At 70.9% G+C, this 10,238-nt stretch carries 9 protein-coding genes and 2 pseudogenes; 5 read left to right on the top strand and 6 right to left on the bottom strand.

What is annotated here, in order from left to right; genetic code table 11:
• Positions 1-1,436: sensor histidine kinase KdpD (locus CCN56_RS26585; protein WP_086830500.1), on the bottom strand; the 1,436-nt coding region annotated here is incomplete at its 3' end.
• Positions 1,437-2,296: 860 nt separating this feature from the next.
• The gene (locus tag CCN56_RS26580) at positions 2,297-3,247 is read right to left on the bottom strand and encodes a MerR family transcriptional regulator (protein ID WP_086830498.1); all 951 of its coding nucleotides are present in this window, start codon (positions 3,245-3,247) and stop codon (positions 2,297-2,299) included.
• Positions 3,248-3,503: 256 nt separating this feature from the next.
• Between CCN56_RS26580 and CCN56_RS44920 the strand changes: the two genes are divergently transcribed.
• Both CCN56_RS44920 and CCN56_RS26575 read left to right on the top strand, forming a co-directional pair.
• Positions 3,504-3,635, top strand: coding sequence for a hypothetical protein (locus CCN56_RS44920; protein ID WP_256962159.1), 132 nt, complete (start codon positions 3,504-3,506; stop codon positions 3,633-3,635).
• A 1-nt stretch (position 3,636) separates the two neighbouring features.
• On the top strand, positions 3,637-4,059 hold the full coding sequence (locus tag CCN56_RS26575) for a PaaI family thioesterase (protein WP_086830497.1): 423 nt from the start codon (positions 3,637-3,639) through the stop codon (positions 4,057-4,059).
• A gap of 46 nt (positions 4,060-4,105) precedes the next feature.
• Here the strand turns inward: CCN56_RS26575 and CCN56_RS26570 are convergent.
• Positions 4,106-4,399 (bottom strand): annotated as a pseudogene (locus CCN56_RS26570) (MBL fold metallo-hydrolase); the annotation flags it as partial.
• A gap of 345 nt (positions 4,400-4,744) precedes the next feature.
• Here CCN56_RS26570 and CCN56_RS26565 point away from each other — a divergent pair.
• Positions 4,745-5,014: pseudogene (locus tag CCN56_RS26565) on the top strand (transposase); the annotation flags it as partial.
• Positions 5,015-5,083: 69 nt separating this feature from the next.
• Here the strand turns inward: CCN56_RS26565 and CCN56_RS26560 are convergent.
• Together CCN56_RS26560 and CCN56_RS26555 are read right to left on the bottom strand one after the other, a co-directional pair.
• The gene (locus tag CCN56_RS26560) at positions 5,084-6,169 is read right to left on the bottom strand and encodes a hypothetical protein (RefSeq protein WP_086830496.1); all 1,086 of its coding nucleotides are present in this window, start codon (positions 6,167-6,169) and stop codon (positions 5,084-5,086) included.
• A gap of 13 nt (positions 6,170-6,182) precedes the next feature.
• Positions 6,183-7,202, bottom strand: a complete 1,020-nt coding sequence (locus CCN56_RS26555) for a hypothetical protein (RefSeq protein ID WP_086830495.1) — start codon at positions 7,200-7,202, stop codon at positions 6,183-6,185.
• 279 nt (positions 7,203-7,481) lie between these two features.
• On the opposite strand from CCN56_RS26555, the gene CCN56_RS26550 reads away from it, so the two are divergent.
• Entirely contained in the window at positions 7,482-8,051 is a 570-nt protein-coding gene (locus CCN56_RS26550) for a GNAT family N-acetyltransferase (RefSeq protein WP_086830499.1), read from the top strand.
• A 16-nt stretch (positions 8,052-8,067) separates the two neighbouring features.
• On the top strand, positions 8,068-9,375 hold the full coding sequence (locus tag CCN56_RS26545) for an IS1380 family transposase (protein WP_086830494.1): 1,308 nt from the start codon (positions 8,068-8,070) through the stop codon (positions 9,373-9,375).
• A 366-nt stretch (positions 9,376-9,741) separates the two neighbouring features.
• Here the strand turns inward: CCN56_RS26545 and CCN56_RS26540 are convergent.
• A partial coding sequence (locus CCN56_RS26540; RefSeq protein ID WP_256962158.1) for an MBL fold metallo-hydrolase occupies positions 9,742-10,238 on the bottom strand: 497 nt, incomplete at its 5' end.

Below are 10,238 nucleotides of genomic sequence, written 5' to 3'. Positions count from 1 at the left end.
TGGGCCGCGACCGGAGCCGGGGCGGGGGCCTGGGCCGCGACCGGAGCCGGGGCCTGGACCGGCGCAGGCATCGGAGTCGACATCGGGGCCGCGGGCTTGTCCTGCGGCTGCATCTGCACCTGGCCGGGCGGGATCGCCGAGGAACCGGCGGTCGCGGCGGCCTTGCGCTCGTGCTGGGCGAGGCCCTCGGGGTCGGCGCCGAGGAGGCCCTGCGGGAGGACGAGGACGGCCTGGACGCCGCCGTAGATGTTGGACTGGAGGCGTACGGCGATGCCGTGCCGGCGGGCGAGCGCCGAGACGACGAAGAGTCCGATGCGGCCGTCCTGGAGCAGATGCGCGACGTTGACCTGGTCGGGGTCGGCGAGCAGGGCGTTCATCTTGTTCTGCTCGGTGACGGGCATGCCGAGGCCCCGGTCCTCGACCTCGATCGCGAGGCCCGCCGTGACGTACTGGGCGCGCAGCAGCACCGTGGTGTGCGGCGCGGAGAACAGCGTCGCGTTCTCGACGAGTTCGGCGAGGAGGTGGATGACGTCGGCCACGGCATGGCCCCGGAGCGTACCGTCGATCGGGGGTACGAGCTTCACGCGCGGGTACTGCTCGACCTCGGCGATGGAGGAGCGCAGCACCTCGGTCATGGTGACCGGATTCGACCACTGGCGGCGGGAGATGGCGCCGCCGAGCACGGCGAGGTTCTCGGCGTGGCGGCGGATGCGGGTGGCCAGGTGGTCGACGTGGAACAGGCCCTTGAGCAGCTCCGGGTCCTCGACCTCGTTCTCCAGCTCGTCGAGGAGCTGGATCTCGCGGTGTACCAGGGACTGCAGGCGCCGGGCGAGGTTGACGAAGACCTCGACCTTCTGTTCGTTTCCGACGCTGCTGGAGAGCCGGGACGCCTGCACGACGGCCGCCACGGCGGCCTCGTGGGAGCGTGTCAACTCCTGTGAGAGCAGGTCGAATTCGTCGCCCGGGGTGGAGGTGGCCGGCTGCGCGGGACGGGGCGGGGGCCCCTCTCCCCTGCGCAGCTGTTCGACGACCGCCCGGAGTTCGCTCTGACCGCGGGCGCTGGTGCGGCGCAGGGAGTTGCAGCGGTCGAGGACGGCCTTGGCGGCCCGGTCCGCGCCGAGCGCGGCGGCCGTCACGGAGGCGACGGTGAGGGCGGCGGCGCCGGTGAGCGCGGCCCAGAGCCCGGGGGTGGGGCTGGCTCCCGTGGAGCGGATGGTGAAGAGGACGGCCGCCGCCCCGCCCAGGGCCACCGCGACGGCGGGGAGCACGGAGGTGCGCAGGAGTTGGGGGCGTATGCGGGCTTCCGTGGGAAGCGGCGCGGAGGTCTGCGCCGGGGGGTCGCTGTGGGTACCGGTGGCGGAGCGGGCGCCTGGCCGGCCGTGCCGCCCGCCCTCGCGTCGATCGGGCCGCGAGGCGGGTGCGCGAAGTTGAGACATGAGTGTCCTTGGTACGTGCCCAGGAATCGGCGTACTGCAGGGGGTCTACGGGGGAGGAGTGCTACAGACGGGGGAGGATTGATACAGACGTGCGATGAGCCTACCGATGATCATCAGCCACACACTGTAGTCGTCAACCGTTCATGTGCGGTGCGCAGTTGACAAACTTACCCGTAGAGCGGGGCGGTCTGGTATTGCCCCTCGCGCGGAAGGCCGAGAATGATCGGCTGAAAATCGACGTCGCGGCCCGGAGGGGCTCGGCCGAGCGGGAACGGAAGAGGGCGGAGACGTCCTCACGCCTCCGCCCTCTGCGGAAATCCCCCTCGACCGGAATCCCCCGGAGGAGGTGCGAACCGTCCGGCCCGCTCGTCCCCGAGGGGGCTGCGGACGGCCTCCGGCGCCCCCGGCCCGCACCCGTTCCGGACTCCCGGACACCCCTCCGGCCACGCGCCCGCGACGGCGACGAAGGCCGGAGCCGTCCGCTCCGGGCCTCACCCGCGAACGACCGGTGACCGTCGGTAAGAGCGGAAGCTCCCCAGCCGGGCGGCGCGGTTACCGACGAACCCGCGCGTTGCAGCGGCATCGACGACGCGGCCGGCCCTGAACCCGCCGACCGGCCACGGCACCGCTCCGCACCGTCAGGATCATGGCGACGGTGGCGGTGAGCCGAGCGGCGAGACGGCCGACCAGGAGCAGCGGGCTCAGGCCGGTCGTGCTCGCGGCCGGTTGCGACGTCGCACCGAGGGTGGCCGGCCGCCGGAAGCCGGGCACGCGGAGCAGGGTCCGGCAGTCGGCAAGGAACCGATTCCGGTCAGCCGGGTGACCTGGCCTCGTGGCGACGGGTGTGGTGCGTGATCGGCTCATCGCCGCGCCGGCCGGGCACGGAGTGCTGCGGTGATCCAGGTGAGCGCGGGGGCCAGGCCCTCGGGTGCCGGCCAGCCGTTGACGACGGCCAGCAGGGACAGGTATCGGTCCCGGCGCGGGTCGTTCATCCGGTCCAGCCGGGCGGCGAGGCGTCGGCGGAGGGCAGGGGCGTCCCGGGAGGCCGGACGACCGAGGACGTGCGCATAGCGGGCCGCGAGTGCGACGACGATCGGCTCCGCTTCGGCCGAGTCCGGTTCGACACCGGCCTCGAGTGCCGGTGTCACCTGGGCCCGTACGGCTTCGGCGAGGATCCGGGGCAGGCCCATGGCATCGTCCGGTGACCGGTCGACCGCCAGATCCCGGACCGTGCCGTGCAGCGTGGAGCGGAAATCCTCGTTCTGGCACAGTTCGGCCAGCTCCACCCACGCCTCGATCTGCTCGGGTTCGGGGTCGTCGGGCAGCTCGGGGGTCAACGAGCGGATGGCCGCCGCGAACACGGGGTGATCCTGCAGGCCGTCGAACACGGCACCGAGGAAATCGTCGATCAGAAACCGCCGTTCGGCTTCCGACAGACGTGCCAGTTTGTGCATGAGGTCCATCTCCTGAGGGGTCGAGCCGCGCCTGACCACCGCCGTCAGCACGGCGCGGCGCTGCCGCAGGACGCGGATCTGCACGTCCAGTGCCTCGGCGTGCGTCGCCGCGACGTCCGTCAGCGAGACCTCCCGGTCCATGACCTTGCGGATCGTGGCCAGATCGACGCCCAGCTCCCGCAGGGTGCGTACGAGTTCGATGCGGGCAAGTGCATCGGGGCCGTACCGGCGGTACCCGGCGGGGGTACGGTCGGTCGGTGGCACGATCCCGGTGTCCGCGTAGAACCGGACGGCCTTCACCGTCAGACCCGTCCGCCGAGCCAGATCACCGATCGAACAGAGCCTCTCGCCGTTCATGCCCCCCACCCTCGCGTCTCCCCTTACGGGAGGCTCAAGCCTCACAGCCACCAGACTGCCGGGAGCCCTTCCGGACGTGGTCCGGGCAGGGCCGGGGCGCGGGATCGGTACGAGGAGCCACTTCTTGCCCCTTGTCCGTCGCTTGCGGCAGCCGGCCCCACGGACCGCGGCGGGCACCCACTTTCTGCTCCTGTTTTCGAAGCGCCGGTGATGCTAGCGTTTCGGAAGCGAAGCGCTGGAGGGGCTGTCGGGCGACGTGGCACAGACACCCGGACCGGGGCGCCCGGTCCGCGACTCCACCGGCGGCCGCCCGATCACGGCGGCGCTCGACCTGTTCGGGCGGCGCCGGAGCCTGCGCCTCATGACGAACTCCGAGAACGAGGTGTGACGTGACGGACGCTCCGGATCTGGCCCTCGCGCAGAAGGTGCTCGCGGCCCAGCCGTTCAGCAACCTGCTCGGCGCCCGCCTTACGGCCTTCGGGGAAGGCGAGGCGACGCTGGAGCTCGACATCCGCGACGACCTGCGCCAGCAGAACGGATTTCTGCACGGCGGCGTGCTCGCCTACGCGGCGGACAACACGCTGACGTTCGCCGCCGGTACCGTCGTCGGCGCGCGGCTGCTCACCGCCGGGTTCACCATCGACTACTTGCGCCCCGCCGACGGCGTGTTGCTGCGGGCCCGCGCTCAGGTCATACGTGCGGGCCGCTCCCGTGTCGTGTGCCGCTGCGACCTGTTGGTCATGGACAGCACAGGGGCGGAGACCCTGTGCGCGGTGGCGCAGGGAACCGTCGCGGTCCCCGAGCCCTCGTAGGGAACCTGACACCCGGGGCCCGAACCCGCCCGGGTGCCAGGCCGCTTCAGCTCTCGATCACACCGGCCGACCGCACGGCGCCCCCCGCCGGTGCGGCTTGGTCCACGAAGAGGCCCCCGGGCTCGAACGGCTCTCCGGGACGAGGAAGCGCCACCGCCTGGCCGGCCTCCTCGACCTCGTACTTCGTCCACTCCCCCGGCTCCGCCCACGCGTGCGGAGCCAGGTTGAACGTGCCCCGGTGGATCGGCAGCATCACACCACCCGGACCACCGCCCTGGAGGTCCGGGTGGGCCCGCATCCCCTCGGCGGGCGTCATGTGGATGTCGGGAAATATGACACTCTATCAGGCTTCACGGCCTGGACCGCGCGCCATGTTTCATCTTGGGTCGAGACGCACGTCGATGCCCGTCCCAGCGCCATTTCGCCCGCCGCCACCTACTGTGGATGGATCTTCCGACGACTTCCTGGGAAGCACCATTGGCCAACAGGGTGGTTAGCCCGACACGAACGGCGACAGAGCCGCATACCCTCGTCGTGTATACGACGCAACCTGGCGCTCCTAGCCTCGCGCTTTCACGAGGTGGAGTGTCCGAGGCTTGATCAAATAAGTGGAGAGTGCCCCTGACCTGCAACGATTGGGCTTGTCGAGGGTCCTGTCGGCTGCATGGGAAGAAGCACTCTCCAGGTGAAGAAGCGTGTCGGGTCGTACCCGCGTGTCCGCATCGAGGGCGGCGGCCGGGCGGTGGTCTCGTAGGCCGTGGAAGTGCTGCTGGTCGAGACCGTCCGCAAGGTCGGCCTGGACACCGCGATATCAGCAGCGCTCACGCCGTGGCGGAAGGCTCGGGCGGTGCACGATCCGGGCAAGATCCTGCTGGACGTGGCCCTGGCGGTCGCATTGGGCGGGGACTGCCTCGCGGATGTCGGCATGCTGTGGGCCAAGCCGGCCGTGTTCGGCCAGCGTCGTGCTCTACCGGACGGGCCCAGGACGCGTCGCGCGCCCGGGCCCGTCCCGTATCGGTGCAGGTCAGCGGACCTGGACGGATGCGACCAGAGTGTTTAGGTCCGGCCAGAGCTTCTTGTTCGTCTCCGGCAGTACGACCCACAGCACCGAGGGGCGGACCCCCCCGGTGTCGACCACGAGGACCGCGTTCAGGTCCATCGTGGACGGTACCCCGCGTTTGTGGAAGTGGATCTCGCTGACCAGCAGCCAGGCGTCATGTCCGTCGACCTTCAGCGGCTGCGAGGCGACGTCGACCAGGATCGCCTGGTCGCGGGGGTACTCGTAGCGCCGCCGCTCGTCCATCACCGCGCCCGCCACGCCCCGCAGCTCCCCGGTGCCGCCGGCCGCGGCCATGATGTCCTCGTCGACCTGCGTGGACTTCACGAGTGCGCGCTGGCGCCCCTCCTGCTTGCGGGTGAAGCCATCGAAGACCGGATCCAGCGTCTTGCTCCGGTCCCACGTGCCGCCCAGCTCCGCGTACTCCAGGGAGGAGTCCGTGACGGTGCCGATGACCGGCGAGCCCTCGCCCGGGTAGTCCGGCACCTTGACGGTCCCGGTGAGCCGCCGCTCCTCGGGCAGCGGGGAGGCACCGGGGGTGAGAGTGGGCACGGGGATGCCCCGCTGCGGGGCGTCCGCGGTGCTGCCCGCGCAGGTGGCGGACGAGGAGTCCGGTGTGCTGTGCGCCTGCTGGACCACCTTGCCGCCGACCAGCACGGTGCACGTGAGAGTGCCCCCTTCCTGGTCCTCGCGGCTTCTGACGTCCAGATAGAAGTCGGCACCCGCCGCCAGCTCGACGGTCTTGCGGTACGGCAGGATGACGATCCCGTGGGACTCGTGGTTGCCGTTCGCCTCCCCGACGGTGAGGTTCACCGAGGGGTGGTCGCCCGTCGCGATGTAGGTGACCTCGACCCGCCGGGATTCCTTGTCCGGGGATGTCCTGTCGTCGCTCGGGTCGCCGATGGCCAGGGCCAGGCCCACCGCGCCGAGCGTGACCACCTCGAAGAGGATCACCAGGGCGCCCACCAGGTAGAACCCGCCCGGGATCCGGTCGAAGGTCTTCTTGCCGCGGCCGGAGTGGTACTCGCGTCTCGGCTGGGATGTCTGCGTCATGTCGTCCTCCCCCTCACGCCCGGCCGCTGTCGCCGGACCGGCGGTCGGCCGGCTCGTCGGCGAACCGCGTGGCCAGCAGCCCCGCCTCCCGCGCCTCGTCCAGCATCCGGTGCAGGTCCTGGAGTCGGGACCGGTCGGCGAGCCCCTCGATCTCGGCGACGGCCAGCTCGTCCCGCACCGTGTTCACCACCAGCTCGTGCATGTCCTCGCCGAGTTGCTCCAGCTCTCGTACGGCCTCCCACTCGCGGTACGCCGCGTCCGCCGCGCGGGTGTTCTCGGCGTACCGCTCCAGCGCCTCCACCCGCTCCTCCAGCGCGCTCGACGACAGCCGCAGCGCCTGCCGCTGAGTCCGCAGCACCTCCTCCACTCGCGAGCCGGAGGCGTTCCCGGCAGCGGTGCGCACCTTCCGCGCCAGCCGGGTCAGCTCGGCCAGGCGCTGGGCGATCTCGTACTGTTGGGCCGGCAGCGTCACGTCGTTGGCGATGTCGTCCAGCAGACCGTCCCGGTCGACCTGTGACTGGAGTACCGCCGTCACGGCGGCCTGGGCGCGCTCCATCCGGCGCAGCGGCGAGTGGCCCAGCAGCTCGCGCAGGGAGTCGTCGCCGAAGTCCTCGGCCAGGTAGTAGCGGCCGTGGCGCAGCCGGGCCACCCGCTGCCGCTCGTCGGTCCCGCAGCCGAGGACGACGATCAGCAGCCAGGCCAGCAGGTGCACGCCCACGACGGTCAGGATGAACGCCTCGAACCCGAACTGGACCCCGACCCAGATCAGCCCCGCCTGCGCCGCGAGCCCGACGGCCAGGCCGGGCCACACGCCGATCAGCGCCCACAGGATCGTCACCGGCAGTAGCGCGCACACCGCGGAGACTCCCAGGGCCGTCCAGATGTCCGCCTTGGTACGGCCGCCCAGCCCCGGCTCCTCGGGCAGCGGCAGCGTGGCTGGGAAGAGTCCGTCGGCGGACTTCTCCAGCAGCGCGCGCTCCGAGTCCTCGAGGGCCGGATCCACCACCGGCCGCAGCGCAATGTCCTGCGCCATTCAGCAACACCCCCCACAGGTTGGGGGAGATCGTGACACACGCCGGAGGGGCTTCCCACGCCACCCCTGTTCCCTGCCGCCGACTGAGACGGCGCGAACCCGAAGACCAGCTGTCTTCCAAGATCGAGGAGCGTGGGTCAGTAAGCAACTCCTGGAATGCCGAGCCCCGTGGTGAAGTGCGGCTGCCGAGCGCTGCTCTTGAAAAGGCGTGGCTGCCGGGCAGCCGTGATGCGAAAATCAGTCCGCAACTTGATCTACATCCGCGTCCCAGAGGTCCAGTTGGACATCGTCCCGCTGCTGCCGTTGACCACGGCCCGGTTGTCGCTGCGTCTGTTCGCTCCCGGCGACGCCGATGACTTGTACGCCTACCAGGGCCTGCCGAGCGTGGCGCGCTACTTGTACCGGCCGGTGCACACGCGTGAGCGCAGCGAGCAGGTTGCCGCCGAGCGCGCGGCGCAGACGGTCTGGCGCGCCGACGGGGACAAGCTGGCGCTCGCTGTCTGCCGACGCGATGAGCCCGGCGTCATTGGCGAGGTGAGCCTCGCCCTGGCTGATGCCCGCGCGGCCCAGGCCGAGATCGGCTGGACTCTCGACCCAGGTCACCAGGGGCACGGCTACGCGACCGAGGCGGCCGCGGCGCTGGCCGGGTTTGCCTTCGACACGCTGGGCGTGCACCGGCTCTACGCACGGCTGGATGTGGAGAACACCGGGTCTGTGCGGGTCTGTGAGCGTCTCGGGATGCGCCGTGAGGCGCACCTGGTCGAGAACGACCTCGACGGGGATCGCTGGGGCAGCGAGTACATCTACGCGGCGCTGGCCGCTGATCTTGGCCATCGATCAGGCGGTTGAGCCCGACACCGCCCACATGCTCCAGACCGCCAGACATTCGATCACCAACGCTCGGCGGCTTGCTCGTTACCGACCCGCAGCCCTGACCCCGTGGCGGAGACCGCGAGCCGTCCACAACCCCGGCAAGATGCTCGTGGACCTCGCGCTGGCGGTCACACTCGGCGGGGACTGCCTCGCCGACATCGCACTACTGCGGTCCGAGCCGGCCGTGTTCGGGCCAGTCGCCTCCGACCCAACGGTCTCCCGCCTGATCGACACCCTCGCCGCCTCCGGCGAGAAGGCGCTGACCGCGATCCGCACCGCACGTTCCGAAGTACGCAGACGGGTCTGGGAACTGGCCGACGACCGTGCTCCAAACGCCGGCGCTCAGGTGACCGTGGACCTGGACGGAGTCCTGGTCGTCGCGCACTCGGACAAGCAGGACGCGGCCCCGACCTGGAAGAAGACCTACGGACACCACCCGCTCATGGGCTTCGTCGACCACGGCCCGGGAGGAACCGGCGAACCTGTCACAGCCCTCCTTCGGCCCGGCAACGCGGGCTCGAACACGGCCGCCGACCACATCACCGCCACCCGCCTCGCCCTCGCTCAACTGCCCAAGGAGTACCGGCGCGGGCGGCGGACGCTGATCCGCTGTGATTCCGCGGGCGGCACTCACGAGTTCGTGGCCTGGCTCGCCCAGCGCGGACGCTGGCTTTCCTACTCGGTCGGCATGGTGATCACCGAGGCCATCCACGAGCATGCTCTGAAGATCCCCGCATTCGCCTGGACGCCCGCAATCGAGTCGAACGGCGAGGTCCGTGACGGAGCCTGGGTTGCCGAACTCACCGGCGACCTGCTCCACGGCTGGCCGCAGGGCATGCGGTTGATCGTCCGCAAGGAACGGCCCCATCCCGGAGCTCAGTTGAGGATCACGGACGCGGACGGCATGCGGATCACCTGCTTCGCCACCAACACCCTCAACCGGCCGATCGCCGAACTGGAACTCCGCCACCGGCTGCGAGCCCGCGCGGAGGACCGCATCCGGGCCGCGCGTGCGACCGGACCGCGGAACCTGCCCCTGCACGACACCGCGCAGAACAGGGTCTGGCTGGAGATCATCCAGATCGCCCTCGACCTGCTGGCCTGGATGCCCATGCTCGCCCTGACCGGCCAGGCCCGGCTCTGGGAACCCCGCCGCCTGCGGTTGCGCCTGTTCTCCGCGGCCGGCCAGCTCGTCACCACCGGCCGACGCCGCATCCTCCGCCTCGCCCGCCATTGGCCCTGGACTGGCGAGATCACAGAGGCCCTTGAACGACTCGCACCCCTGCCAAACCCCGGCTGACCAGCGGACTCACCTGTCCCTGCAAGAGAACGTGCCGCCCGGAGCAGTGGAACCCGGCGTCACCCGAGACGACACCCGGGCCCTCAGCCTGTCCGGCCTCAGCCACCGACAACGAAATGGGCCCCGACTTCGTCAGCGGCCCATCACGAAAGATCGAGGTTAGGTGAAGCTCATCGCTCCACGATGTGTGTTCGGACGACAACCGAGGACGGCCCCGCTCTGGTCGGCAAGGGCCTGAACTGCTGGGCACGCGCCGAACGCTCCCGCCGGGGCGGGCCGTCCAACGCGCTCACCACACGATCGCACTCCTCATTCGAAGGACGAGTCAGCAGGTGCACAACCCGGCCGAGGTCGTCCCGCCCACCGTCACCTCTCACCCGCCAGGTCGAGATCAGGCCTGGGCGCCTCGGCAGGAGCCTCGACCGGCTGGGGCCGGCGCCACGGGTGAGCGCTCGGACGGGACACCCCGCGCCACCAGGCATCCGCAGGCAACTTCCCCGCAGGCTCGAACGGCTCTCCGGGACGAGGAAGCGCCACCGCCTGGCCGGCCTCCTCGACCTCGTGCTTCGTCCACTCCCCCGGCTCCGCCCACGCGTGCGGAGCCAGGTTGAACGTGCCCCAGTGGATCGGCAGCATCACACCACCCGGACCACCGCCCTGGAGGTCCAGGTGGGCCCGCATCCCCTCGNNGACCCAGGACGCCCAGAGCGTGTGCTGCTTGTTGCGCAGGCCGCGGCCGCAGAAGTGCCGGGCCGGGGTGGCCGTGAGTCGCAGCTCGCCGATCTCGGTGGACTCGTTCCAGTCCAGCTCGCGCAGGCGGGAGGCGGGCACTCCCCAGTGCTCCAGGTGCGCGCCGACGCCGA

This window comes from Streptomyces sp. NRRL B-24572 (assembly GCF_002156145.1).
In the GTDB taxonomy this organism is placed as follows: Bacteria; Actinomycetota; Actinomycetes; order Streptomycetales; family Streptomycetaceae; genus Streptomyces; species Streptomyces vietnamensis.
This window is presented reverse-complemented; position numbering and strand designations above follow the sequence as displayed.

Excerpts from the sequence above, each read along its gene's own strand:
- CCN56_RS26580 (WP_086830498.1), bottom strand. The coding sequence starts at position 3,247 with ATGAACGGCGAGAGGCTCTGTTCGATCGGTGATCTGGCTCGGCGGACG.
- CCN56_RS26560 (WP_086830496.1), bottom strand. The coding sequence starts at position 6,169 with ATGACGCAGACATCCCAGCCGAGACGCGAGTACCACTCCGGCCGCGGC.
- CCN56_RS26555 (WP_086830495.1), bottom strand. The coding sequence starts at position 7,202 with ATGGCGCAGGACATTGCGCTGCGGCCGGTGGTGGATCCGGCCCTCGAG.
- CCN56_RS26545 (WP_086830494.1), top strand. The coding sequence starts at position 8,068 with ATGCTCCAGACCGCCAGACATTCGATCACCAACGCTCGGCGGCTTGCT.